Raw genomic sequence first — 26,305 nt, forward strand, 5'->3', positions numbered from 1 at the left:
CGTAGCGATCACGCGGTGGGAACCCTCCATTCACGTTGGCGTCACGAAAGATTCGCTCACCCCTGTCATTCTTTTGCGCAGCAAACGAATTGTGGAACGGTGCGTTGACGCTGGAGGGACACGAACGCGATGGTGGAGAAGTTCGAGTACGAACCCTTGCTGTTCCGCAGGGCGGCCGCCAAGACCGGTTCGGTTCGCGACCAGATCAACGGCGTCATCAGCCGGCTCGACGCGGCAGCTGAGCGGCGCGGCACCTGCTGGGGCAACGACACACTGGGCCAGAACTTCTTCAAAGGCGACGCCGACAACGGCTACGAGGCGTCGAAGAAGAACACCACCGACAGCGCCGCGACCATCGCGGGCAACATGGGCACGATGTCCGCCGGGCAGCTGGAGTCTGCCCGATTGCTCGAGCAGATGGAAAAGGGCAACTACGACGGCTTGCGCTGATCCGGGGGTCGATCGATCATGACGAATGAACAGGCAAAGGCCCAGCTCGCCGACATCATCGAAGGTGTGCAGGAGCAGATGCGCTCGATCGCGCAGGTGCAGCGCGACCGCGCCAAGATCATTGCCAGCGCGACGGTCCGCAAGCGGGTGACGGTGTCGGTGAACGCTGATTACAAGGTGATCGAGACCAAGTTCAGCGACAACATCGACGATCTCACCTACCCCGAGATCGCCAGGGCGACAACCGAAGCCGCGCAGCAGGCAGCGGCCGAGGTCGCCCGGCTGACCCAGGAAATGATGGCACCGCTGCAGGAAAGCCGTTCGCGGCTGCCGAAACTGACCGACTTCGTCGCCGACATGCCTGATCTCATCGTTCCCGAGGCCGTGGAGGCCTCCCTCGCGGCCCCTGATTCCGCTGAGCGGCAGGAGATTTCGGAAGGCGACCAGCTACTCGGAGCACCGGATCGGTCGGGTTCGGCGACCGACTCGAGCTGGTGACCTCGCGTAACCACGGATGATCTATCTTCCCGATGAGCTGGGCTGGCTCAAGTATCCGGCCGGCATGGAGTGGCCCGAGGGGAACGAAGACGAGCTGTTCGGTCTCGCCGAGGACTGGAAGGCGGCCGCGGCGGAACTGCGCGGGATCCTCGACGACATCGACGACGCGAAAGCGGCCTCGCTGACGGCCTATCCGTTCGGCAAGGGCGTCGAGGAGATGATCAAGGACTTCAACTCGATGCGCAGCGGCGACGGGTCCGAAAAGGATCAGTCGCTGGAGAAGCTGGCCGAGTACTTCGACTCGGTCGGCGAATCGGTGTTCAACACCGGCACCGAGGTCGAGTACACGAAGATCATGTTCTACTCGTCGCTGGCGTTGCTGGCGCTCGAGATCGCCCTGTGCTGGGTGCCGCCGACGCCTGCCTCGCCCGCGCTGAACGCCGCCGCGATCTTGGCGACGCGGCTGGCGGTGCGGATCATCGGGCAGGCGGCCACGCGTGCCCTCATCCGCTTCGGCCGCAACGCCTTCGTCAAGACCATCCTGAAGTTCCTCGCCAAGCATGTGGCCATCGACCTGACCCTCGGCACGATGCAGGAACTCGGTACCCAGGCCTGGCAGGTGAGCCAGGGGCACCGCGACGAGATCAACGACCGCCAGCTGCTGGTCACCATGGTGAGCTCGGCGATCGGCGGCGCTTTCGCCGGGCCCGCGGGCGAGCTCATGAGCGACCGCATCCTCGGCCCGCAGATGAACCGGTGGCTCAAGGCCGCGATCACGGGGCCGACGGCAGGCTTCGTCGGGGCCGAGGCGGGCAACTACGCCGCCATCGGCACCCAGCTGGCCATCGACCTGCACGACGCGAAGAACCAGGAAGAATGGGACGCGGCCTGGGATCGGGCCGCGCACGCCGCCAACCCCAAGAATCATGATCCGCTGATGTTGACGGCGGGGGTGTCCAACGGGCTGCTGTCCAGCCTGAGCGGGACCGGCGCGCATGCCTACCGCACCCGCGAGGGCGTCCCCACGCTCGGCCTCGACACGATGGACGGGCCGAGTCTGCGGGCGCAGATCGATGAGATCGCCGGGATCGGCTCGCCCGAGGGGCGAGGTGCCGGCGAGGGTGACGACGGCGCGCTCGGTGCGGGTTCGCGCGCGGACGACGATGACACCGCGCAGGGTGGTCCGACGCGTGCCGACGACGAGGCCGGGGTGGGTGAGGGGAGCCGTGCCGGGCTCGCGGAAGGCGATGGTGATGACACCGCCGCGGGAACTCGCGAGGACGGGCCGAGGGCCAGTGGTCCGTCCGGGCTCGGGTCGAGTAGCAACGACGGGTCTTCGGTGCGTCCCGCTGCCGCGGCGTCCATCGGTGAATCCGAGGGCGGCGCAGCGAAGCCGGCCGCTTCGGCGGGGGACGATCGTGCTGTTTCCAGGGCGGGTCAGGGTGAGGACTTGGCCGGCAGTCAGCGAGGCGGCGAGGATTCCCGGGCTGAGGGCGATCGTGCGGACGGTGCTCAAGGGGACGGTGCTCGTGCGGACGGTGCTCGTGCTGAGGGTGCTCGAGCCGAAGGCGATCGGGCGGGGAGTGATGATCGTGCCGAAGGCGCGTCGTCGGAGACGAATCGCAATGGGGCGGAGCCTGATTCGTCGGTCGGTCAGGCCGGGGATCCGAATGGTGCGCAGCGGGCCGGTGTTCCGCTGGGGGAGAACGGGCTGTCGGGCGCAGACCTCGGTTCGCGTGGTGCCGCTGACTCCGTCGCGCCGGTCACCGCGGCAACGCCCGGCGAGTTGGCGCACGCTCCGGTAGCTGCCGCCGCTCCTCTCACCGCGGTGGGGAGCCCGGCTGCTGTGGGCAACCCGGCACCGGCCGCGGTGGGCAGTGCGACTCCGGCCGTCGGCAGCTCGGCGCCGACGGCGGGCAGTCCGAATCCTGCTGCGCCGGGTAACCAAGCGCCCGCCTCCCAGGCTGCAACTGGCGGCGAACCACGAAGTGCGCCAACCTCTTCCACTCCGAGTCGGGGTTCGGCCGGGGATCTGATTCAAGGTGCCGGGGCGGATGGCCTCTCGGGTGCGGGGATCGTCGGCCCCACCCCCGACTCGATGCCGGTGACCGGAGAATCGTCGGCGTCACGAGCCGGTGCCGACGATGCGGCTGGCCACCCCGACAGTCGCGCGGGGCTCGCCGACGAGGGGCTGACCGGTGCGGACAATCAGCCTGCCGTGCGCGCCGATCGTGCCGAGAATGCGGTGACGAGCGCGCGCGATGGTGCGGATGATCAGCCTGCCGCGCGTGCCGATCGTGCCGAGAATGCGGTGACGAGCGCGCGCGATGGTGCGGATGATCAGCCCGCCGTGCGCGCCGAGGGTGCGGACGACGTGGCGACGAGCTCGCGCGATGGTGCGGATGATCAGCCCGCCGTGCGCGCCGATCGTGCCGAGAATGCGGTGACGAGCTCGCGCGATGGTGCGGATGATCAGCCCGCCGTGCGCGCCGGGGGTGCGGACGACGTGGTGACGAGCTCGCGCGATGGTGCGGACAACCAGCCCGCCGTGCGCGCCGAGGGTGCGGACGACGTGGCGACGAAATCGCGCGATGGTGCGGACAACGGGGAAACGGGGCGGGCCGCGCCTATCGATGAGGCGGTGGCGCCGATCGTGCCGCTCGTTCCCGGAGAGAACGCGCCGTCGAATCCCGCGCGTCGACGCGCCCGCGTTCCGATCGGCGATCCGGGTGCGCCTGCCGATGGCGTCGGTCGCGGTGACGGCGCCGACCGCAGTAACGATGCGGGCCGCGGTGATGATGCGGGCCGCGGTGATGATGCGGGCCGCGGTGATGGTGCTGACCGCGGCAACGATGCGGGTCGCGGCAACGATGCCGGTCGCGGTGACGGTGCCGACCGGAGCAGCGAGGCTGACGACGGAATCGCTGACGGCAGAACCGATTACGCGTACTTGCTGCCCAACGGTCAGGGCGTGGTCCACACGCCGACCGCCACGTCCATCGGCAACGACACCAAGACGCACAATGTGCGCGACAACGTGCGCAATGAGGGTGCGCACGACGTTGTCCTGCACGGAAGCATGGACGGGCACCCGATTCCGGGCAAGGCGGGTCGGGTCGATGTGGAGCTGATCGCCCAGGCGATCCTGAGCAACCCGAAATACGTTCGCGGCACGCCGGTGCGGCTGCTCTCCTGCCACAGCGGTGCCGACGGCAGCTTCGCGAAGGCACTCGCCGACCTGCTCGGTGCGAAGGTGCACGCGCCGACCAAGGAAGTCGGTGTCTATCCAGAACCCGACGAGCCCGCCGAATTGGTCGGTGGCAAATGGAAGGAATTCCGGCCCGGCAACACCACCGGACCGGTCGCCGACGGCGCGCATCAGCCTGCGGACCCGCCGCGAGCACCCCGCGACTTCGGCGACCTGCGCACGGACCGGATGGGCGAGGACGGCCGGTCACGCGCGGATCTGGAGGCTGCCCTCGGCGGCCCGCTGCACGACTACGCCGACCCGGGCGCCGGTCGGCCACGGCACCAGGGGATCGTCGACGAGCTGATGCGGATGGCCCGCGACACCGATCCCGCCGACATCGCCCGCGGCGCCGGTCCGCGCGCCTTCGTGGTCGACCAGTTCGTGAGCCCCGGCCAAGGGCTCGTCGTCGGCGGCGCGCCCTACGCCATGGTCGTCGGCCTCGATCCGGCGACCGGCCAGCACCGCGTCGAGATACTCGACCCCGAAACCGGTGCGCGCCACCCTTATCCGCGCCCCACCCCACCGGACCTGCGCTCGGTCTCGGCCCTCCTGATGGATTCCCAGGGCAACGTCGTGCCGCCGCGCGCCGCTGACCCCCGCCTGCAATGGTCATCCGCTGACCCGAACAGCGCTGGACCCACACCACGTACCGACAACCCCGCACCCGCCCCGCACAGCCTGCCGGAATCACCTGCACAGCAACCTGACTCGCGCAATCCGGGGCAGCCGCACGCGCGGCAGCCCGGCCCGCATGACTCGGCGGAGTCGCCGGGGCGGCAGCCTGATCCGCGTGGCGTGGTGGAGTCGCCGGGGCGGCAGTCGGATCCGCGTGGCTTGGTGGAGTCGCCGGGGCGGCAACCAGATCCGCGTAACTCGGCGGAATCGCCGGGGCCGCAGCCGGATCCGCGTAACTCGGCGGAATCGCCAGGGCGGCAACCAGATCCGCGTCAGCCCGCGCAGGAGCCGCGGTTCTATAGTCCCGATGAGGCATACGAGGCCGGGCGCAATCCCGATCTCCCGCGTGACGCTCCGTTCGGGCCTGTTGTCGACGGGATCGCGCTGGGCGAGAGCCCGGATGCCGGCGGGCCGCCGCGTTCGCTCGACGAGTTGCGCGCCGACCGGCCCGATCTGTCGTTCGAGGAACTGCTCGAGCTGCGCGACGCGCTGTATCAGCAGGCAGGTCTCGAACCGCCGAGCCTGTCGCGCGAGAGCCTCGACGCCTTCGTCCGGGAAGTCTGGGACCGCCGGGACTCGGTGCGCAACGCCATGGATGTGTACAACCAGTACGCGCTCGCGCACGCGCCCAATGTGACCTCCGACCCCGCCGGCTACCTGCGTGCCATCACCGACCTGCTGGTGAACAATCCCGAGCTTCGGTACGCGTATATCCAGGCGCCGGATCGGCGCGGGATGCTCCTGCCCGAAGACGTCGATTCCGTCGGGCAGGATTTCCACTTCCTGCACTTCAGCCGACCGGGTGCCGACTTCTCGCCGGGGTACCGGGTGTACGTGAACCCCCGCATGGATGCCGCGCCCGAGCTGATGCGAAACCTCGTGCGCGACTTGATCCTCGATGACGACCACCCTGGCGTCAAAACCGCGAAGGTGGCGGGCCCGCTGGCCACCCGGCCCGACGCCGTCGTGGTCTACGTGCGCGATCTCGGCGACGTGGACCGGGTGACCGAGTGGTTGCGCAACTATCGCGATCAAGCGGGGGACGTCTTCCTCTGGGATGCCCCGCCGATGACGCGGCAGGTACTGGAGGGTGTCGGCTTCGGCGCACATCCTTCGGGCAACAGTTTCGGGTTCGTGCGCTCGGACGCGATCCACGCGGCGCTGGTGGCCACCCTCGCCAACGGCGGTGACTTCGCCGCGTTCCATGCCGAAGTACTACGCACGCTGCCCGAGAAGGGGGCATCGCCGGAATACCCGCACCTTCGCCCGGACCCCGAATCGCCGAATCGCCGGGGGCTCGACCTGATGGGCGAGGACAACCCCGGCCGCCCCATCCCGGATCCACGCGTGAGCTGGATGATGGACCCTGCTTCGCGCTCGGATTCGTCGCCGACGGATCCGCGTCGTGGGTGGATGCTGGGTGATCCGGCGTCGCAATTGGATTCGTCGCCGTTGGACCCGGGCCGTGGGCGGACATCGGATGACCCTGTCACACCGCCGGTGGACCCACGGCGAGCGTGGATGGTCGATGATCCTGCCTCGCCGCCGATCGATCCACGTCGCGGGTGGATGCTGGGCGACCAGGCATCGCAGTCGGATTCGCCTCCCGTTGACCCTCGTCTGGCCTGGATGGCCGATGATGCTGCGTCGCAGTCTGATTCGCCGCCAGTGGACCCGCGTCGTGCGTGGATGTTGGATGATCCGGCGTCGCAGTCGGATTCGCCTCCCATTGACCCCCGTCTGGCCTGGATGGCCGATGATGCTGCGTCGCAGTCTGATTCGCCGCCAGTAGATCCGCGTCGTGCCTGGATGATGGACGATCCGGCGTCGCCGACGGATCCGCGTCGTGCCTGGATGATGGATGACCCGGCATCGCCGACCGATCCGTCGCCGACCGATCCGCGTGCGGCGTGGATGATGGATCCTCCTGCGTCGCAACCGGATATCGCCGCGGCCGACGCGTGGGCCAAGGCCGAGTACGACCGGCTGATGGCCGAGCGGAACCAGTTGGCGCGGGAGACCGAGTTCTGGCGGGCCAAGCGCGACGATCGGGTCACGCGACTGATGGGGATCGTCGATGCCGAACGGGCCGTCGGTACCCGGGCCGACCTCGCGCAGACGATGCGCAGGCTGGCGGACGAGGCGGCGTCGCAGTCCACCCGGGTCGCGGCGATCGGCGAGGAAGCAGGCGGGCAGGTCAACGAGCGGCGCTCGCAGGCCGACCAGGCGCATCGGCGTGAGGCCGCCGCCAAGCTCGACGATGCCGCTCGCCGAGTCATCGACCTGCGCGAAGACCTCGCCGCCGTCGACCGTCAGATCGCCGGACTCGAGGCCAGCGGCGCCATCGACGGTCGGCCGCCGAGGGCTGAGGCCGCCGCCGAACTGGATCGGCTGGCCCGTCGCCGCGCCGCCGAATTGCTGCGGATCAAGCCGCACCGCGCGATGCGCGACGACCTGGCGCAGCGCTTCGGCCTGGTCGACGCCGACGGCGCGATCAACGAGGCCGCGCTGAGCCCGGAGAACCTCGCCGCCACGATCGACGAGCTGCGTGACAGCCAACCCGGGCGTCGCGCCGACGAGATCAACACCCTCGCCACCGCCGCCCGCGATGTGAACGAGGCACACAATCGGATCGGCCGCCTGCAGGATGAGATGGCGCTGGTGGCCGGTGCGGCCCGCACCGACATCGAGGGCAAAGGTGGCCGGATGCACACCAGAGACGTCGGGCTCGTGGACGGCGAACCGCCGCGCATCATCGTCTACGGCCCGCGCGATCAGTTGGGTTATATGCCGCGTGACGGCGGGCTCACCGACCACGATGCCGCCCTGCAACACGCGCTGAGCACCAGCGACGCGGTGGTCAGGGCCCTCACCAGCGACCGCGCCACGGTGGAGTTCCGCAGGATCACCGCCGACCGCGAGGGCAATGCGCGCGTCGATGCCATGCCCGACGACGGACCACAGGTGCGGCGCACCACCATCGATTTCACGAACCGGGACGGCCGGGGCGAGCGCACGCATCTGGATGTCGTGCAGTGGCGTTCGTCCGACGGGACCTGGCACAGCGTCAACCCGGAAGGCGCCCGGTGGGAGAATCGGCGCGGCTCCGACGACCGCCCCGAGCAGTTCGAAGGCAGGCCGCTGCCCGAAGGCGTGAGCAGTGTCGGCGTCAGTCCGACTCAGGCGGCCGTCACGGACGGGTTCTTCGGTGGTACGCCCGGCCCCGGCATCAACGAGGGCTTCCTGCCGAGGTTGCCCGGTGGTCCGCCACTGGACCCCGGCCTGGAGAGTCACGCGAATCCGGTGCCCGAAGCGGCGTCCAACCTGCTGCGGCTCACGGTGGAACTGGTGAAGTTCTCGGGCTGGTCGTGGTTCTCGGATTCGGACAATCCGCACCGGATCAGCCCCGGCTTCAAGCGGAAGCGGCTGCTCCGCCGATTCAGCTCGCCGGAGCAGCCGTTCGTCAACGCGCCTGACCGTGCCGACGTGGTCGCCAACCCGAACGATTCGGCGCAGATGCGCGATCGCCGCGATGCTCGCCGGGCCGCCTGGGCCGAGGTACAGAGCTGGGCGAACGATCAATACGAGCGGTTCCTGCGCACCGACAGCGATGCCGATGCGATCGCGCAAGCCGTGCGGGATCAGCGTGTGGCGGATCAGCGGACGCAGGCTCGGGAGATGGTCGGCGCCCTCGAGGACGCCCTCGACGACGCGGCCGCCCGCCTGCCCGGCGACGCCGATACCCGACGCCGGGCGTTGATCGACGAGGTCAGGGCCCAGCTCGCCGACCCCGAACTCCGATTCAGCCGCAAGGATCCGGAGGCTGACGCGCGCCGCGAAGTACTGCGGCAGGTGTACGACTGGCTGGACGCGGGTGTGCCACCGCACGTCATCGCCGACACGGTCGCCCACCAGCTGCCGAGCCGGGTCCCGGACCTCACTCCGGACAATGTGCGCCAGATCAAGCGGCTGCTCATGCAGGACGAGATCCTGCTGACCGACCCGGATTCCGGTCAGCCGCGCTGGCGTCCGCTAGACCGGCTGGCCCATGTGGCCGAGGCGTGGGATCGACTGAGCCGGGGCGAGCCGGAGCCGGGCGACCTGCTGTTGATGCGCGATGCGTGGGAGTGGTCCGAGCAGCGGCGCCGCAGCTACGAAGACGATGACTACAACCTCACCTGGGAGGAAATCCAGGACCGGGTCTCGCGCATGCCGGGCGAGCACTGGGACGGTCACCGCACCCCGCTCACCGGTGACCGCGCGAACGTCCCGTTCGAAGCGCCCGCACCGGAGAACCCGACGCCGAGGCCCGAGGGGACGAAGCCGGAAATCGGTGCGGGGGAGCCGGATACCCCACCGCGCAGCCGTCCGCTGGATCTGATGGGCGAGGGCCCCGATCCGCGCGCCGACAGCTACCGCGATCCCGACGGCACGTTGCATCACGGCGACGACGCGCCGAATACCCACCGCGACGCCAACTTCGGCTACCGGAACACGAACAACCAGTTCATCGACGATCACCTCACCGCCGCGGACTACGACTACCTCGCGCAGAAGGGCGAGTCGCACACCTACGAGGTGCGCGATCCCGACCTCGCCCAGCAATTGCGCGACGCGTCCGCCGACCGCTTGGCGCTACAAGACGAGCGGGACGCGGTCCGCGCCACCATGGATCAGCTCATGGGCCGGTTCGAGATCGAGCGGCTCAGCGATCTGACGACCGACCGCCTTGGACCCGAGATCCAGCGGCAGCAGGCTCGGCTCGCCGCCGATTCGTCGCTCACCGATGCCGACCTGGTGGCCGAGCTCACCGCCCTCGCCGAGTTGGAGGCCGCGGCGACGAAATACAACGACCTCGGTCCGAAGATGGTCGAGGTCTCCAAGCAGCTCGGCGAGCTGGCGGGGCGGGCGTTCGCCCTCGACCCGCAGGCCAGGCCGGGCGCGATCCTGTTGTCCCCGTTCGACGGTTCCTTCGACGGCGCGAACACCGTCGATATCGCGTCGATGACGCGGGCGGTCGACGGTGCGCCGACGACACTGATCGTCGTCGAGGCCAAGGGCGTCGGCTCGGCCCTCGGTGGCTCGAAAACCGCACACGCGCAACAGGGTTCGCCGGAATACCTGCGGCGCACCCTGGCGATCGATCAGAACCTGGCCAGGATCCTCAACGAGACCCCGGCCCAGATGGCGGCGCGCGGTCTCGATCCCGACAGCGACGCGGGCCGAGCCTTGATCGATGCGGTGCGCGAACTGCGCGAGGCCACCGGGGACGAGACACTGCGGGTCGAGTACCACCTGGTGCACGCTTCCGCGCGCGGCGAGGTGACGGTGACCGAGCTGCTGCTGGTGCGCGACGGCGTGAACGTCCTCGCCGATGTCCCGTTGCCGATCGTCGACCAGGCCGCGACGGGGGAGTCCTCACACCGGCCCGGTGTCGACCGGATGGGCGATGGCATCGAGCCGTTGCGCCCGCCCAGCGAGGACATCGATTCCTTCGAAGCCGACAACAATCGGTTGCTCGGGGTGCCCGGTGCCGACGAATGGACCGGTCTGAGTCCCGCCGAGGTCGGCGTGCGGCTGCGCGACGAACTCGCCCGCATCCTCGACTATCCCGACATGGCGGCGATCGGATTCGATCTGCCCGGCCTCAATTGGTCGGTGGTGCAGGAATTCGCCAGGGGCGCGGTCGATATGGCGAGACAGCACCCGGACGTCGATCTGCGCAGCGTCGCGATTCGGTCGATGCCCTTCGGTGTGCTCGGGGAAACCGAGCGTGGCCCCATCGAATCCGGCCGCTACCACAGCAAGGAAGTCGCGCTCAATTACGACCACGCGACGAGCGCGTACGACTTCCACCAGCAGGTTCGCGACGCGGTCGACACCGGCCTGTTCTACCCGTCCGCGCTGTCGCGGCCCGTCTACTACGTGGTGGCGCACGAGTTCGGGCACGTCCTCGACACCGCGGGGCAGATGAACGCCCGGATGCTCGCCGAGGCCTATCTGCTCGAGCTCAGCAAGCGCGACCCCGACGCCGACTTCGGCGACTGGTTGGGCATGCTCAGCCGCTACAGCCTCGACCAGGATCAGATGCTCCGGTCGGGCGAGGCGCTGGCCGAGGCGTTCGCCCACGTGGTCTTCCGTGGTGTGGACGAGGTGCCCCCGCCCGTCCGCGCGCTGTACGAACTGCTGATGCGGTACGCCGCGGACCCCGATCTCCATCCCGGAGACCTCCTGCCGGTCGCCGACGATCCGGGTGATCGGGCGGACGCGTCGAATCGTCCTCGCGAGCAGGTCGATCGGCCGCTGGACCTCATGGGCGATGAGCCGGACAGCACGCGTGAGCCCGCCCGTGAGGGCGAGGAGCCCGAGAGCCCGCGTGAGCCCGCGCGCGATGAGACCCACCAGCCGATCGAGCCTGCCGCCGTCGGCCACCCGCCGAAGGTGGTCATCGATGTCGACGGCGAGCAGGTGCCGTTGCATGTCCGCCCGGACGGCGACGATCGGTGGCTGGTGGTTGGGGAGAACGCGCCGTTGGCCGACGCGGAACCGACCTCCCGGCTGCGCCGGGAATGGCAGTTCATCCGCGACTCCATGCCGCAGCATGTGGAGCAGATCAAGTATCCGTCCGGCTCGCCGGTCGGCGATTCCAAGGGGCAGGCCGCCATCGCCGACGGCATCAGCGGCCTCGCCGATCTCGTCGAGTCGGGCGGGGCGGCGCCCGCGCCGGTGACCCCGCCGGCGAACCCGGACATACCGGTGATCCAGGCCCCGCCGGAGGCCGGTGGGCCGGATCCGACCTTCCTGCGGATCGCGCAGCAGTTGCCGATCTGGATCGCCAACCGGGAGAAGATCCCGCTGCTGGGCCAACTCTCGGCCCGGATGCGCGATACGGCGGGCGAACACCTGCCGATGCGGCTGCCGGACGGGTCGGTGTACCAGCCCTGGTACACCGACGTGGACCCCGACGATGTGCGCGCCCAGGTGACCGGCGACCTCGAAGTCGGCCGCACCACACCCGACGAGGCGCGCGAGGGGCTGCTGCTTGCGTTCGCCAATGCCGATGGCGCAGCGCGTGATCGGATCATCGACGCCTTGCTCGAGCACGACCTGATCTCGCCCGAGGCGGCGGACCGGCTCGCGGACGAGCCGCCTGCCGCACCACAACTGCCCGAACCTGTCGCGCCCGCGCCGGACGGGGAGACGCTGACCGAGGCCGCGCGCAGGCTGCTCGATATCGAGCTGCCGGACGAGTCGCCGGAAACGCTGCGCCGAGTCATCGACGAGCAGCAGTATCGCGCGATGCGGATGGTCGGCTCGATCGAAGGGCTGTCCGCCGCGGTGGCGCGGTTCATCGAAGAGCAGACGCTGCCTTACGGGGCCGATCTCGGCGATGGCACCCGGCCGGATTCGGCGGGGCTGCCCGGTCGGCGCGAACCAGCCGCCATCGATGAATACCGTGATGACGACGGCTATCTCGATGATGACGACGACTTCGACGAAGCGTCGCCGCCGCGGCGCGGTCGACACGACGATCCCGATCCCACCCCTCGGCCCGTGCCGATGGGCGGTGAGGTGAGCTTCATCGACCAGAACCCGCTCGGCCGGCTGCGCGACGAATTCCTCCGGGCCTTCGGCCACGATCCGGGGCTGCTCAATGTCACCCCGATCGGCAATGGCGCCGAGCCGCTGCCGGAGTGGGGCGATGCCGACGAGCTCGGTCGCGACGAGGGCCTGCGCAAGTTCTTCGAGCACGCGCTGCGTCGTGATCAGCTTCGCGACGAGCTGGCCACCTGGGCGGCAAGTCGCGATGTGGGCATCGATCAGGTGTCGACCAGGGCCGATGCCGACGCGCTGCTCGAACGGCTGCGGGCCGAGAGCATCGCCAGGTCGGCCCGGGTCGCCGAGTTCACGGCGGCGGCCGAGCGGTTGCTCTTCCCGGACGGTGACGAGGGCGGTACGCCGGTCGATACCAGGTACGGCGATCAGGCGGCGCTGGTGCCGTACGCGATCGGGCCCGACCGGTTGGTCATCGTCGACGGTCTCGCCCAGCGCGACCACGTCCTGGCCGGGCTACTGGCCGCCGACTCCGACCTCGCCGGCCAGCTCGCTCGGCGTAAGCTGATTGTCGATTACCGTGTGGCACAGACGGATTGGTCGGGCAATGTTCGGCTCGAAGCCGTCGACACCCCGGATGTCCGGCATCGGCGCGAGGTTGTCGACGGCCGCGAACTGGCCGTGACATTGCTGCGTGACGGCGACGGTCCGTGGCGGGCGGTGCTCAATGCCGACGAACTCACTCCCACCTTGTCCACCACCGCGCCGCGCTCGCCCACCGCCGTACTGACCGATCTGGTGCGGGTGGTGCGCGATCTGGGCTTGAACCCGCTCGGCCTCGACCCGTCCCAGCTCGAAGCGCTGGTGCCGGATCTGCGGCTCGACAATGCCGTACGGGCCACTCAGATCGAGGCGCTGAGCGATTTCACGCGCTCCGCCAACGATATTCAGACTTTCCACGAGGTCGGCGACGCTCGCAGTCACCTCGCGACGCGGCTCGGGCTCACCCAGGCCGCGCTCACCCCGGAAACCCTGGTGGCCGCACTCACCGACACCTCGACGGCGAAAGCGCTTCGCGTGCAACAGGTCGGCGACCTGGTCGCCTACGCCAAGCAACTGCGCGAGATCGACCCGGTTGCCGTCGACGCCGCGCGGAACCAGCTCGCGCAGCGGCTCGTCTCCGAGGAGCGGGCGCGCAGGTTGGTGCCGAAGCGGTTCATCGCCCGGGTGAACATCGATCCCCGGATCATGGCGTTGCTGCCACCGGGATTCGTCGATGGCCCGAACGGCAAACGGGTCTACGCGGTTAGCGCGAGCGGGCTCTCGGCCAAGAAGCTGCGCAAGCTGCTGCGGATGCTCGAACGCGACGGGCAACACGACCTTGTGCGCGACGCGCTCACCGAATACGCGAGTGCGCTGCAGGAAGTCGACGTCTACTCCGAGGTGCCGCGCGGCGACGAGTCCGCCGATCCGCGCGTGGTGGACGGCAGATTGCCGATGCACGATCCCGATGCCGTGTACAGCGTGCGCGATGTCGTCGCCGATGCGATGCGCGGTCGCGGCGAGGTCGACTTCGCCACCGCGGTGGCCGAAGCGGCGGCCCGACCCGACAGCGGTCCACTGCCGACCACCGATCAGGCGCACCGGCCGAGCGCGAACCGAGACTGGGCCAGGATCGTCGGCGTCGACATCACCGACGCCGACGACGCCACCTTCGCCAAGGTGTACGAGGCGTACCGCGACGGCCGGATCGAGCGTCACGAGGGCCTGACCCCCGACCAGCTGGTCGCCGAGCTCGCCGCACTGCGCGGCGAGATCCGCTTGCGCGCCGATCAGATCGACACCCTGGCCCGCCTGCTCGCCGAACTGGACCTGGCCGTGCGCGCCGAACAACTACCTGCCACCGAACCCCACACACTCCCCGCCCCCGAGACCGGAACGCCGAACAACGGTCCCACCACCCCGCCTTCCGGCCCAGAGCCCACACCGAACCCGTTGGCGCAGATCGAAGCTGCCCGCCAGCGCGAGACCGCAGCGGTGGACGAGGCGTTCACCCGCGCCGATGAAGAGTCGGCTGCCGACCACGATCGGGTTATCGACGATCTGGACCGGGTCGACGGAGACATCGAGGCGCACGCCGACTACGTCCGCGCGCTGAACGACCTCGAACAGGCCAGGGAAGAAGCCCTCGCCGCATTCGACAACGCAGCCACGAACAACCGACCCGCCCCCGACTCGACGACAACCCACCCGCTGCCTACCCCCGGCGAAGCGAATCCTGCCCGGCCCACCAACGTGTCTGGCGAGACGAACCCTGCTCGGCCCGCCAATTCGACTGTCGAGGCGAACCGGGCCCGGCCAACGACGTCGCCTGGCGAGGCGGACGCTGCCCGGCCCACCGCTTCGCCCGGAGAAGCGAATCCTGCTCGGCCTACCGCCAATTCGTCTGATGAGGGGAACCCTGCCCCGCCCGCCAACTCGTCTGTCGAGGCGAACCGGGCCCGGCCAACGACGTCGCCTGGCGAGGCGGACGCTGCCCGGCCCACTACTTCGCCCGGAGAAGCGAATCCTGCTCGGCCTACTGCAAATTCGTCTGATGAGGGGAACCCTGCCCGGCCCGTCACTTCGCCTGGTGAGGCGAATCCTGCTCGGCCTGCCACCTCGCCCGGAGAAGCGAATCCTGCTCGGCCTACTGCCAACTCGTCTGGTGAGGCGAAATCTGCCCCGCCCGCGACCTCGCCCGGTGAGGCGGACCCTGCCCGGCCAACTCCCAACTCGCCCGGCGACGACGGAACCCCTGAATCGCCGAACACCACCACGGCCCCCCGGCGGACCCCACCGCCATCGGCCCCCACCTTCCGCTCGCATATCCCGCACCCCCCAAGGGAATTCGACCCAGAATTCCCAGACCTGATGCACGTCGACCGGATCCGCTGGCCAGACCTCGACCTGACCCCCACCGACCCAGGCGAGCCCGAGCCGCCGACCCAGCCCGAGCCGCCGACTCAGCCCGAGCCGCCACGTCAGCCCGAGCCGCCACGTCAGCCCGAGCCGCCTGTTCCGCCGAACCCGACGCCGCCGAACCCGACGCCGCCGAACCCGACGCCGCCGAACCCGACGCCGCCGAACCCGACGCCGCCGAACCCGACGCCGCCGACTCCTCCATGGCCGACACCCACCCCAACGCCACCTCCGGTCCCTCCGTGGCCGACACCTCCGCAACCTTGGCCGACCCCGCCGACGCCGATCCCAACCCCGCCTACGGTTCCGCCGAACCCCGTTCCGCCGTGGCCGACGCCAACGGAACCTTGGCCTGTGCCGCCCGTGCCGCCTGTGCCGCCTGTGCCGCCTGTGCCGACCCCGCCGCAGATCCCCGGGCCTCCTGACCCGTCGAATCCGGTGCCGCCGTGGCCGGCGCCTACGCAGCCTTGGCCCGCGCAGCCTGCGCCGACCCCGCCGCAGATCCCCGGGCCTCCTGACCCGTCGAATCCGGTGCCGCCGTGGCCGACGCCTACGCAGCCTTGGCCCGCGCAGCCTGCGCCGACCCCGCCGCAGATCCCCGGGCCTCCTGATCCCTCGAACCCGGTGCCGCCATGGCCGATGCCTACCGAACCTTGGCCCGCGTCGCCGACACCTGTGCCGACCCCGGAATCGCCGGCCCCGTCGAATCCGGTGCCGTCGTGGCCGACGCCGCCGACTCCTACGCAGCCCGGGCCGATGCCGCCGTCGATGCCCGGGCCTCCTGACCCGTCGAATCCGGTTCCGCCATGGCCGACGCCTACCGACCCTTGGCCCACGTCGCCTATGCCTGTGCCGGCCCCGGAATCGCCGGCTCCGTCGAATCCGGCACCGCCGTGGCCGACGCCAACGGAACCTTGGCCAGCGCTGCCGACCCCGCCGTCGACCCCGGAACAACCGACACCGTCGAATCCGGTTCCCCCGTGGCAGTCACCCACGGAGCCTTCGCCACCATCGATCCCGCCTCCGCCGTGGTTACCGCAACCACCGGTGTCGACTCCCGACCTGCCGACACCACCGATGGGCATCCCCGTCACTTCACCCGGAACCGGGTCATATCCCGTTGTGCCGCAGGCATATCCGGCAGACTCCGGCACACCCATGCCGTTCTCGCCGATGCCACCCTCCGCGCCGGGCGGGTACGCCGCGCAGGAGCGACACGACCAGCGCGGACGCCGGTTCCGGAATGGGCACGGGCAGGCACCGGGGGCCTCGAGTGGGGAGATTCTCGTGCGCCCGTTCGTCGGTTACGGTGTGCGCGCGGAGTTCGACCCGTCCAGCGGCGCGCTGCGGGCCGCCGCGCCGGACGCCGGTGGGGTGGGTGGTGTCTACGGTGATGTGGGCGGTGTTCAGGTGGTTTTCTATCGGGACGGCGCCAGTCTCGCGCTGCGGGTCAGCGATCGTATGATCGACCTCGACGGTCCGGTCGGCATCGAGCACGGCCCGGCCGATCGCAGGCACACGCGGTTCGCGGTGGTCCACGCGGGCACCGTGATCTGCGAGTTGTTCTACCGATCGCTGCCGCGCGAGATGGATCTGGGCGCGCATATCGCGCAGGTGCTGGCGAACCCGGCCCATCGAGCCGAAATCTTCGCTCCCCGATGACGACCGAGACGACTAGGAGCAGGCGAGCATGCGCACCGACTACCCGACCGAGGACGAGATGCGGGCCAATTTCGAGCAGATGCTCGCCTCGGTGTGCGGTGGCGGTGGTCTGCGCACCGAAACCGGCCTGGACAACGAGACCGAGAACGCGCTCTGGGCGATCTCCCGGGTCTACCCGAACGTGCCGGAGGACCTGGTGACCGCCGCCCGCGCCGAGTTCGCCGCGCAACTCGACGGCTCGCACAGGCGGGCACGTCAGGCCGCGCTGGCCCGCAGACTCGACGGCGGGGTGTAGGCGTGACCGAACAGCACGAGCCGTCGACCACCGAGCTGGCCGGTCTCGCGACCCGCCTGCGCGACCTGGACTGGTCGTGGGAGCTCAACGATGTACCGGACCTGCTGGCCGAGTTCGGCTGGCGCGCGGTGGTGAGCCGACCGGACTGGGTCATCCTCGACACCGGCCTCGGGGCCGGCAGTGGAAAGGTGCACGGCGAGGACGGCAAGGCCGTGCGCATCGAAACCCGGCTGACCGAGTTCGTCGAAGAAGACGCGGCCGGTGCGCAAGACCTGCACACGACGTTCGACGAGATCACCGATGTCCTCACCGAGGTACTCGGCCACCCCACCGCGCGAATTCCGGGACAGTGGCCCCAGATTCGCTGGGCAGGCCCGGCACGGACCGTGGTCCTGGTGCGGTCGCCGGTGTCGGTCGTGCTCTACCTGGTGACCAATGCCCGGCTAGCCGCCGACGATCGCAATGTCGAGTTCGAGAAGCGAAATCCGCGGTGACCGACGGCAGCCACGCCGCCGATATCGGCGAGCAGACCCGCGACCTGATGCATCGCGCCGCCCGCGCGCTGGCGAGCCAGGGACCGACCGGTTGGCGCCGGGTCGACGCGGTCTTCGCGCTGACGGTGACCGCCGAGATCGTGCTTGCGGTCTACACCGACGACGAGCAGCGGGTGACCAGACTGCGCCCCTGCGCCGAGGTACTCGCGCTGATCAGGACACACCGCGAGCGCTCGGCCCAACTCGGTGACGGACCGTGGTGGCGGTTGACCCTTGGCCTGACCCCCTCGGGCCATATCGAGGTCGACTACGACTACGGCGACGACCCGTTCCCGGTCGACCACCTGTTCCCGCCGATGGCCTATCAGGCCGACCTCACGGCATTCCCCCGCACCCGCCTGCCCTGCTGGCTGACGGCCTACCTGAACCACGACGATCGGCAGTTGCGCTCAGCGGCGACCGCGGCGGTCCAGGCGCGCGCCGACCGTGCGGCGGATTCGGCGCCGGTCCGAGCGGACGGGCTCCCACCGCTGCCGCTGCTCGTGGCGAGGTGGGGCGTACTGGCCGGTGTCGCGGTCGCGGTCGGCACCACCTGGGGGCCACGATGGCAGCCCTCGGTCGCCCGCTTCGACACCAGTGAGCGGCACGGCAGCTCACTCGTCCAGCTCGACGGTCGAGCCGTGCTCTCCGGCGGTGTCTGGAACGCGCCCGCGCTGGACGCCGCCTACAACGCGGACGCGCCGCTGCCCCAGCTGTACGATGGCGCCCCCGCCTGGGTGGCCACCCCGATGCTCGACCGTCGCGCGGCAGCCGGCCTGCTGTCCTTCTGCTACTGGTGGGAGGACGGGCACTGGTATCAGGGCGAATCGCCTGCCGCCGAGACCATCGCGATCGCACTGCCGAACGTGTGGTCGGCGGCGGCCACCGCACACGCGGTCGCCGCCCTGATCGACGAGGACCCGAGCGAACAGGTGCGCACCGCCGCCACGACCCTGGTCACCGCGGCCGAGGCCGGTCTCGTCACCCGGGGCACGCTGGTCGAACTCTTCGACGACGAAGGATTCTTCGATATCGACGGCGCCCTGTTCCACCTCGTCCTCGCCGGCGTGACGACGAGCGAAGGCGTGGCGCCGATGCCACGTGCGGAGGCGCTCGACCGGGTCCGCGAACACCTGCTCGCCGCGAACATCGACACCACCCACTACCCATCCGCGCTGCTGCGGGCGGACCGATTGTCGATGGGCTGGATGGTCTACCTGCCGGTCGAACCCGGCGAGATCGCGATCGGCCGGGCCATCTACTACGTCGCCGATGACGGTGTGCTGGAACGGTCTTCGTCGTCGGTGGCGCCCTCGATCTACATCGACGCCTTCGAGCGGCGTTTCCAGGAGCGGCATGGCTGAGCAGACCATCGAAGCACCGGTAGCGGAGCAGATGTCGGCACTGAGTTACCGGATCGGCCTCGAGCTCGCCGAGCTGGGGCCGCCGGGGTGGTTCCGGCTCACCGCGGCGTTCGCGATGACGGTGACCGCCGAATCGGCATCGGTGCTGTTCGCCGATGAGCGGGGCCGCGCGATCCGGGCGTTCCCCGCGGAGGACCTGCTCGCCCTGGTGCGTGAACACCGCAGGCTGTCGGCTCAGCGCGACCCCGAACCATGGTGGCGATACCTGCTCGAGCTCACCGCCGACGGCAAGATGGAAGTCGACTACGACTACGGCGCCGACCCGTTTCCCGATGGCCAGCTCTTCGACGCCGCTTCCTATCGCAGCGACCTCGAGATCTATCCGCGTCCGTCGCTGCCGGTGTGGTTGGCCGCCTATCTCGGCCACGGCGGTCGGCAGGTGCGCTCGCCGCGCCACGCTGCCGATCAGGCACGTCGCGACCGCGTGCGGGGCACGCAGGCGCTTCGCTCCGAGCCCGACCAGGACTTCCCGGCGTTTCCACTGATCGCCCGGCGCTGGGGCGCGCTGGCCGCGGCCTTCGTTGCGGTCGGATCGCCGCTGGGCCCACGGATGTCGCCGGGCGTGGGCGAATTCGAAGGCGCGCGGCGCAGCGGTGCGACGCTGTGCGCGTTGCCCGGCGGGCGCGCGGTGCTCTCGGGCGGAGTGTGGAACGCGCCGCGATTGCGCGCGGCTTACCAGGACGACGCCGCGCTGCCCGACCTCTACGCGGGTGCGCCGTCCTGGGTCGCCGAGCCGGTGCTCAACGGCCGCGCGGCCGACGGTCTGTTGTCGTTCTGCTACTGGTGGGACGACGGTGCGTGGCATCGCGCCGAGTCGCCCGAATCGGCGGAACTGGCCCCCGCCGTCCCCGCCATCTGGACCTCGCAGACCGTCATCGATGTCGTGGCCGATGTCGTCGGCGCGACCGGCTACCGGCTCGAGGCCGTCGCCCGGTTCGTCACCGCGGCGGAGGAGGGCGAGGTCACCCGCACCGCACTCGTCGAATTGTTCAGCGATGCAGCGGGTTTCGACATCGATAGCGCGTTGTTCGAACTCATGATGGCGGGCGCGACAGGAAAGGAGACGAGCAGATGACCGACGGTCCCGTGCTCGATGTCAACGATCCGGAGTTCGCGCTGAGTTCCGGCGACGAGCCGACCCGCTACCGGGGCGAGCCGTACACGGGCGAGGCGGTCGAACTCCATCCGGGCGGCGCGATCGCCGCGCGATGGCATTTCGTCGACGGAGCCGACGACGGGCCGAGTCAGGCTTGGTACGAGGACGGTTCCCCCGCGTCGGCGGGCACCACGCAGCGGGGGATGCCGGTCGGTGAATGGCGGGAGTGGCGTCGCGACGGAACCCTCGCCACGCTCGACCTGTACGCCGGTCCCGGCTCGCTGCGCCTGCGCAAGCGCTGGGACGAACACGGCAGGTTGGTCGAACACCGACTGGAGGCCGGTGCGGTCACCGAGCTGAAGCCGCTCGGGATGTATCGCGAGATGTACAACGGCGAACGCGACGAGCTGCCCTCGATCCGGGACGCGCTGATCCCGGATCGCGGCGCCGAGCACGCCAGAGTCCTCGGCTATCTCCGCACGGCTCCCGGCGTCTTCGATGTGATGTCGGCGGTACCGAACCTGCTGGCAGGGCAGGGGTGGATCCCCGGCGGGCCCTCGCTGCACTCGGACGGCGTGTGGATCTGGCGCACCGATTTCATCGAGTACTACGCCGAACACGCACTGGCCCTGCCTGCGGATTTTCTCGACTATATCCGGGAGAACGGTTATCTCCCAGCATCTTTCGATCGCCGCGACCCGGCCTTCCGTGCGGCGACCGAGCGCCACCGCTGAGCCCGATTGTCGATGCGCTGCCACCGGTGAGATCCGTGCTGTACATGCGGGATTCACATCCGCGACATTAGAATCGTTGCTACGCCGAAGGAATCGATCGCGCAGGCAGGTCTCGTCGCAGGGACAGCCTGCGCGGTGACGAGGAGGACAGTCCCGTATGGCTGAGACACCCAATCCGTGGAGTGGGCTGCGTGCTGAGTCGCTCAGCGGTGCGCTGGAGTTGCAACCGAAGGTCATCGAAGGCCTCGTCAACGAGGCGATCGACGTCCGGATCCGGGTGAATTCGGTGAAAGCTGAGCTGGACCGGGTCGATAACCTCGCCTCGTTCGCCGCGGTGATCCCGTCCGCGGCGGGGCTGGCGAGCCGGTTCTCGGCCAAGGGGCGCGACCTGCGAGGAATCCTCGACAACCACAGCAAGATCCTCGACGACATGGGCGATACCTTCCTCGCCTCCGGGAAGGCGTACAAGGGCGGCGACGAGGGCGGCAAAGCGGATCTGGCTGCCCTGCGGCAACGGATGGATTCGGACAAGGGCAAGACCGAGAGCCTCGGCACCCGCCCCGAGCCCTTCGTGCGTTGCATAGACATCTCGATCCTCAAGAAGACCGACGGTGGAATGCCGGACAGCTTGCTCACGCCATCCAAGGGCATCACCTACGACAACGAGATGATCGTCAGATCCGAGGACCCGACCCAGTTCAACTACGACGAGTACGTGAAGATCGTCGAGTCCATGACCAGCCCGAACATGGAAACCAAGGTGGCGAACGCCGGGTCGAGCTGGACGTTCCTGGCGGGCAGACTGAACGAAAAGTTCGAAGGCCTGTCGAACAAGATGATCGCCAGCGAGAACAGCTGGACCAGCCCGGGTCAAGGTGGTGGCGCCGACCGCGCGCGGAAGGCGATCTCGGCGTACGGCACGGGAAATCAGCAACTCGTCGACAGCATGAATTCGCTCGGCGAGCTCCTGCAGTTCGTCGCCGAGTGGATCTACGCGACCAGACTCTCGATGCAGGCCGTGGCCTCTACCGACGTCGAATATCTGTCACCGGAGTCGGTGCGGGCCTATGAGACGCGCAAGAAGCTGGCCCACGAGGCGCGCTACGCCGCGGCGCTGGAAGCAACCTATGTGCCCGGTGTCGATCACACCGCGAACAAGATCGCCCTGCTTCCCGACCCGATCCCGCCGACGACGGGCAGTAACCCGGCGGGGGACGGGACGGGTACCGGCGGCGGTTCGGGATCCGGTGGCGGTTCGGGATCAGGTGGTGGCTCGGGCGCCGCCGGCCTCTCCTCCGGATTCCAGAGCGGGATGTCCGCGTTGCAAACGGCGGCACAGACCGCGGCCAAGGCAGCGGCCAGCGATGCGGCGAAGGCCGCCGCGAGGGCCGCGGCGGAGCAGGCGGCGAAGGCCGCCGAAGAGGCCGCGGCGGCGTCGTCCTCGGGGCTGGAGCAGGCTGCCTCGGCGTTGACTTCCGGTATGGAGCAGGCGAGTTCGGCCGCGCAGTCTGCCTTGGAGCAGGCGAGTTCGGCAGCGTCAGGGGCGGACCAGAGCGCGCTGTCGTCGGTCCCCGGCTTGGCGGGTCTGAGCTCCTCGCTGGAGGACCAGGCGAAGAAGATGACCGCGGCGGCCAAGAGCGGTGGTGGCGGCGGTGGCTCGGGTGGCGGTGGTGCGGGTGCCGGGCTGTCCGGACCGAGCCTGCAGAACTCGTCGAGTCTGTTCCCCCGGGCCAGCGTCGGCGTGGCCGGTCTCGATGCCATGGCGAGCCGGGCCGGCCTCGCGGGCGCCGGTTCCGGCATGCCGATGGGCGGTATGCCGATGGGCGGCGCCGGGGCGGGCGCGGGCGGCGGGCAGCAGAAAGAACACAAGCGCGCCGACTACCTCGACTCGGTCGATCATCTCGACGAGGCGCTCGGCGACGCGCCGATCGTGGCGAGACCGGTCATCGAACAATGACGGCCGTTGTGGAGTTCACGCCGGTGGAGTTCGCCGCGATGTACGACGAACTCAAGGAGGGACGTCTGCCCGAGCCGCTCAGCTATCGTGGCGCGGCGCAGACCTACGCCGAGAGCGTGCGGGTCAAACACGAGGCCTGGCAGGCACTTCGGCGCCGGTCGAACGGGGAGCTCGAGGTGCTCACCGATGCGCTCACCCGTCCCGATATCCGGGTGATCGCGCGGGGAATCGACGGGCGCGAACCGGAGAATCCGACGCGGTCACTGCGCGTGCTCGCCGTCCGCAAGGGCGACAACGCGTTCGTGGTGCGCCAGAAACCCGGTGCGACCATGTCCGACTCCGCCGGTTTCACCGTGACCCGGCATGACGCGCTGGCTCTCGGCGATGTGGTGGCGTCGCTGTTCCCCGAGGCCGCCGCGGGCGGACTCCGTGAGTTCGAGCTGATCGACACCACGGCCCCGGATGTCGACTTCTCGATGCGTCGCTCCCTCGTCCACGACACCGGCGACGATGGCGCGGCCGAAAGCGCGAGGTTTCTGGGCGAACCCGACGACCTCGCCGGGACGATCGAGATCGAACAGGGCTGGTCGCGATTCGGCCCGCGCGGTGTCCGCCGGCTGTATCTGGTGTGGCGCGACGTGGTCGGCGACGGGCGGTATGTGATCGTGCCGGGTTCGCCCGCGCGGGTGGTACCTGCCGATCGCAGGCGGCTGGTCTCGCTGATCAACACGCAGATCGCCGAAATTGTCAGAGCCATCAAGGATGATCGGGCGTAGGAGGGCACATGGGGGAATTTCCGACCGAGTTCACCGCCGCGTCGCTGACGGGCGGGATCGAGGTGCGTACCACGGAGCAGGGGCTGCCGGTGGGGATCACCCTCGATGCCGATCAGCTGCGCGGCGACCCGAGTGCCTTGGCGGCCGAGGTACTGCGGTTGTGCCGGAAGTCGGCGAAGCGGGCCGGGCTGGCGCGGCGAAATCAGCTGGCGGAGGCCGGGTTCGATCCGGGTCTGCTCGCCGCCACCGGGCTCCCGACCGAGGCCGAGGTCGCGGCGGCCGAGATCGTCGAGGAGCAGGACTACGACACCGAGCCCGACAGTTGGTTGCGGTCGGTATGAGTCACCGCCGAAGCAGAAGGAGGTAGCCGCCGATGGTCGAGACCATGGACGAGCTCATCGCGCGGGTGCAGGGTCAGCTGTACCGGTTGCAGGATCTGAGCGAGACGACGCAGGGGATTCGGGCCCAGGAGACCTCACCCGACGGCGCGGTGACGGTAACCGTCGACGGCACCGGCGCACTGGTCGGGCTGGAGTTCTCGGCGGCGATCAGCAAACTCACCCCGGCGGATTTCGAGCGGGTACTGGTCGACACCGCGCGCGCGGCCCTCGCGCGCGCCTACGCCGATCGGGCCGGTGCCATCACGGCGTTCAACGAAGCGAACACCTGCGGTTAAACGAAATTTTACCGGCGCTACGCGTAGCGCTGGTCTTCCACTGGTAGATAGAGTAACGAAACACCATGGGCTGTTTCGAGATTGGACGATTGCTATGAATCAGGTCGCGGTAGTTCCCGATGCGGTTCGTGCCTACGCCGGTGCGTCGGCCACCATGGCGGCCGGTGTCGCCCAAGCGGGCGCCATCGATCAGGCGGCGACAGTCGGCGCGGTGGTGCCGGTGTTCGGCCTGATCGGCCAGGAGTTCCTGATGTCGTTCGCGTACGCGCAAGCCAACCACCTGACCTCGGTGGCGCAGCTGGCAGGCGTACACGCGGGCACGGCTCTCACCGCGTCGCAGGCGGCGACCACCTACGAGGGTGCCGACGCCGCGGCCGGCCTCGGTATCGCGGCGGTCGGCAAGTAGCCATGTCCTATCCAGGGGGAGTTCCGGCGAGCGGCGCGGCGCCGGATCCGACGGTGCTCGAGCTGATGCGCGGCAGCGCGCTGGCGCCGATGCTCGACCAGCCGGTGAGCCAGGCGCTGAGTTCGATGGGTCTGCCACAGCTTCCGCAACTTCCGCAGTTCGTGCAGCTGCCGGAGATGCCGCCGTTGCCGACGATCGATCTGACCGCACTGATGCAGCCGCTCACCCAGCTGGCGTCGGCGTTCGGCACCGGGCAGCTCGGCGCCACCAGTTCCGGTACCGACACCTCCGTCGATCCCACCGAGATGCTGTCGAACATCAACTCGGTGCTGAGCACGGTGACCTCGCTCGGTTCGACGGCGCTGCAGACGGTGATGTCGCTGTGGCAGAGCGCGGCGGCGTCGGAGGCGACGACGAAAGCGACCGCCGCACAGGCCGATGGGGCGAAGCTGGCCACGCAGAGTACGCAGGAGAAGGCGGTACTCACCGGCGCGGCGGGCAGTGTGGCGACCGGTGCGACCCAGTTGGCCGCGGTGATCGCGCGCTATTCGGCCACCGTGGCGCTGGCGCCGCTCTACGCGCTGACCCCGGTCGGGCAGGGTGTGCTGGTCGCGGCGACGGTCGAGGCGATGACCGAGGCGCTCGCGATCACCGCGGAAACCAAAGTGCAGCTGCTCGGGCACAGCGCGCAGATGACGCAGGCGGGCGAGAAGGTCGAGATCACCAACGCGCCGACCGGCGTCGACTCGTCGGAATCGTTGTCCCAGTTGATGAGCATGATCACGCCGTTGATCAGTACCGCCACCACCGCGGCCTCGTCGTTCGGAACGCTGGCCGAGCAGGTGAACTCGTTGTCGGCGTCCACCGCGAACACGGCGAAAACCGATTCCGGGACCACGGGCGACGCGATAGCCGCCGAGGAATCGGCCGCGACCGCCGGCGGGTTCGGCGGCGGTGGCGGCGGCATGATCGGCGGTGGCATCGGCGGCGCGGCTGCCGCGGCCACGCCGCTGAGTCCCTGGCAGGGCGGTCGCGGCAGTGGCCTTTCCACCATGGGTGTCGGTGGCCTCGGGGCAGGCACCGGCGCGGTGGGCGGCAACGCCACGACCGCGACCAGTTCGTCGGCTCCCGGCTACATGCCGATGGGCGGCGGCGCGGCGGGCGCGGGCATGCCGATGGCGCGGGCAGCCGAAGGGGGCGGCAACGACGCCGTGCACACCCAGCTCGTCACCGGCCAGCACGGTGACGAGGTCGTCGGCGCGATCGACGGAGTCTCGATGCCGGTGGTCGGCGGTGCCGAGACCGTGACCACCGAAGCACCACCGGACAAAGAACTCGAACTGTGACGACAGGAGTGG

At 69.6% G+C, this 26,305-nt stretch carries 14 protein-coding genes; all 14 read left to right on the plus strand.

Translation table 11 applies throughout. The annotated features are described in order from the left end of the window. The first annotated feature begins 129 nt into the window (after positions 1-129). The 14 genes from ACFWO8_RS21815 (at position 130) to ACFWO8_RS21880 (ending at position 26,293) form a co-directional block, all read left to right on the plus strand. Entirely contained in the window at positions 130-450 is a 321-nt protein-coding gene (locus ACFWO8_RS21815) for a hypothetical protein (RefSeq protein ID WP_378953851.1), read from the plus strand. Between the two features lie 18 nt (positions 451-468). Continuing rightward, entirely contained in the window at positions 469-948 is a 480-nt protein-coding gene (locus tag ACFWO8_RS21820; protein ID WP_378953859.1) for a YbaB/EbfC family nucleoid-associated protein, read from the plus strand. A gap of 16 nt (positions 949-964) precedes the next feature. Next, positions 965-17,050 (plus strand): T3SS effector HopA1 family protein, encoded by a 16,086-nt coding sequence (locus ACFWO8_RS21825; RefSeq protein WP_378953892.1) that lies wholly within the window; start codon positions 965-967, stop codon positions 17,048-17,050. A 28-nt stretch (positions 17,051-17,078) separates the two neighbouring features. After that, positions 17,079-17,345, plus strand: a complete 267-nt coding sequence (locus ACFWO8_RS21830) for a hypothetical protein (RefSeq protein WP_378953897.1) — start codon at positions 17,079-17,081, stop codon at positions 17,343-17,345. Positions 17,346-17,347: 2 nt separating this feature from the next. Continuing rightward, the gene (locus ACFWO8_RS21835; protein ID WP_378953904.1) at positions 17,348-17,839 is read left to right on the plus strand and encodes a DUF6301 family protein; all 492 of its coding nucleotides are present in this window, start codon (positions 17,348-17,350) and stop codon (positions 17,837-17,839) included. Next, complete coding sequence (locus tag ACFWO8_RS21840) at positions 17,836-19,242, plus strand: hypothetical protein (protein ID WP_378953908.1); 1,407 nt, start codon at positions 17,836-17,838, stop codon at positions 19,240-19,242. The genes ACFWO8_RS21835 and ACFWO8_RS21840 overlap by 4 nt, the downstream gene beginning before the upstream one ends. Then, positions 19,235-20,377, plus strand: coding sequence for a hypothetical protein (locus ACFWO8_RS21845; protein ID WP_378953911.1), 1,143 nt, complete (start codon positions 19,235-19,237; stop codon positions 20,375-20,377). The genes ACFWO8_RS21840 and ACFWO8_RS21845 overlap by 8 nt, the downstream gene beginning before the upstream one ends. After that, complete coding sequence (locus tag ACFWO8_RS21850) at positions 20,374-21,132, plus strand: toxin-antitoxin system YwqK family antitoxin (RefSeq protein ID WP_378953914.1); 759 nt, start codon at positions 20,374-20,376, stop codon at positions 21,130-21,132. Before ACFWO8_RS21845 ends, ACFWO8_RS21850 begins: the two co-directional genes overlap by 4 nt. A 157-nt stretch (positions 21,133-21,289) precedes the next feature. Further along, positions 21,290-23,089 (plus strand): hypothetical protein, encoded by a 1,800-nt coding sequence (locus tag ACFWO8_RS21855; RefSeq protein ID WP_378953918.1) that lies wholly within the window; start codon positions 21,290-21,292, stop codon positions 23,087-23,089. Then, positions 23,086-23,865, plus strand: coding sequence for an ESX secretion-associated protein EspG (locus ACFWO8_RS21860; protein WP_378953922.1), 780 nt, complete (start codon positions 23,086-23,088; stop codon positions 23,863-23,865). Before ACFWO8_RS21855 ends, ACFWO8_RS21860 begins: the two co-directional genes overlap by 4 nt. A gap of 8 nt (positions 23,866-23,873) precedes the next feature. Further along, positions 23,874-24,206, plus strand: coding sequence for a hypothetical protein (locus tag ACFWO8_RS21865; protein ID WP_266296720.1), 333 nt, complete (start codon positions 23,874-23,876; stop codon positions 24,204-24,206). Between the two features lie 32 nt (positions 24,207-24,238). Further along, positions 24,239-24,541, plus strand: coding sequence for a YbaB/EbfC family nucleoid-associated protein (locus tag ACFWO8_RS21870; protein WP_378953931.1), 303 nt, complete (start codon positions 24,239-24,241; stop codon positions 24,539-24,541). A gap of 94 nt (positions 24,542-24,635) precedes the next feature. Then, the gene (locus ACFWO8_RS21875; RefSeq protein ID WP_378953937.1) at positions 24,636-24,947 is read left to right on the plus strand and encodes a type VII secretion target; all 312 of its coding nucleotides are present in this window, start codon (positions 24,636-24,638) and stop codon (positions 24,945-24,947) included. Positions 24,948-24,949: 2 nt separating this feature from the next. Beyond that, entirely contained in the window at positions 24,950-26,293 is a 1,344-nt protein-coding gene (locus ACFWO8_RS21880) for a hypothetical protein (RefSeq protein ID WP_378953943.1), read from the plus strand. Positions 26,294-26,305: the final 12 nt, after the last annotated feature.

The sequence above is a fragment of the Nocardia sp. NPDC058480 genome, from assembly GCF_042720495.1.
Classification (GTDB): Bacteria; Actinomycetota; Actinomycetes; order Mycobacteriales; family Mycobacteriaceae; genus Nocardia.

Coding starts and splice junctions, on each gene's coding strand:
- ACFWO8_RS21845 (WP_378953911.1), top strand. CDS start 19,235: ATGGCTGAGCAGACCATCGAAGCACCGGTAGCGGAGCAGATGTCGGCA.
- ACFWO8_RS21865 (WP_266296720.1), top strand. CDS start 23,874: ATGGGGGAATTTCCGACCGAGTTCACCGCCGCGTCGCTGACGGGCGGG.
- ACFWO8_RS21880 (WP_378953943.1), top strand. CDS start 24,950: ATGTCCTATCCAGGGGGAGTTCCGGCGAGCGGCGCGGCGCCGGATCCG.
- ACFWO8_RS21855 (WP_378953918.1), top strand. CDS start 21,290: ATGGCTGAGACACCCAATCCGTGGAGTGGGCTGCGTGCTGAGTCGCTC.
- ACFWO8_RS21825 (WP_378953892.1), top strand. CDS start 965: ATGATCTATCTTCCCGATGAGCTGGGCTGGCTCAAGTATCCGGCCGGC.
- ACFWO8_RS21875 (WP_378953937.1), top strand. CDS start 24,636: ATGAATCAGGTCGCGGTAGTTCCCGATGCGGTTCGTGCCTACGCCGGT.
- ACFWO8_RS21860 (WP_378953922.1), top strand. CDS start 23,086: ATGACGGCCGTTGTGGAGTTCACGCCGGTGGAGTTCGCCGCGATGTAC.
- ACFWO8_RS21870 (WP_378953931.1), top strand. CDS start 24,239: ATGGTCGAGACCATGGACGAGCTCATCGCGCGGGTGCAGGGTCAGCTG.
- ACFWO8_RS21820 (WP_378953859.1), top strand. CDS start 469: ATGACGAATGAACAGGCAAAGGCCCAGCTCGCCGACATCATCGAAGGT.
- ACFWO8_RS21830 (WP_378953897.1), top strand. CDS start 17,079: ATGCGCACCGACTACCCGACCGAGGACGAGATGCGGGCCAATTTCGAG.
- ACFWO8_RS21815 (WP_378953851.1), top strand. CDS start 130: ATGGTGGAGAAGTTCGAGTACGAACCCTTGCTGTTCCGCAGGGCGGCC.
- ACFWO8_RS21850 (WP_378953914.1), top strand. CDS start 20,374: ATGACCGACGGTCCCGTGCTCGATGTCAACGATCCGGAGTTCGCGCTG.